The organism is Yersinia aldovae ATCC 35236, from assembly GCF_000173735.1.
Taxonomy (GTDB): Bacteria; Pseudomonadota; Gammaproteobacteria; order Enterobacterales; family Enterobacteriaceae; genus Yersinia; species Yersinia aldovae.
On record NZ_ACCB01000126.1, the window covers coordinates 1 to 314 of the forward strand.

Consider the following 314-nt stretch of genomic DNA (forward strand, 5'->3'; position numbering starts at 1 on the left):
GCGCCCCAGGTTGTTTTTATTCCCCAACGATTCAGTGCAGCAGATGCCTATCAATTTGATTGGAGTTTCGAAACAGTCAAATTAAATGGGTTATTGGTTAAACTTAAAGTTGCCCATTTTCGTTTATGTCACAGCAGAGCATTTTTTATTCGAGCTTACCCAAATGAGAAGCTTGATATGCTTATTGATGCTCATAATCACGCCTTTGCTTATTTTGGTGGTACACCCAATAGAGGTATTTATGACAATATGAAGACGGCTGTTAAACATATAGGAATGGGTAAAGAACGCATTTTTAATGATAAATTCTTAAG

At 36.6% G+C, this 314-nt stretch carries 1 pseudogene; it reads left to right on the forward strand.

The window, feature by feature from the left end:
- Positions 1–314: pseudogene (locus YALDO0001_RS19540) on the forward strand (DDE-type integrase/transposase/recombinase); the annotation flags it as partial.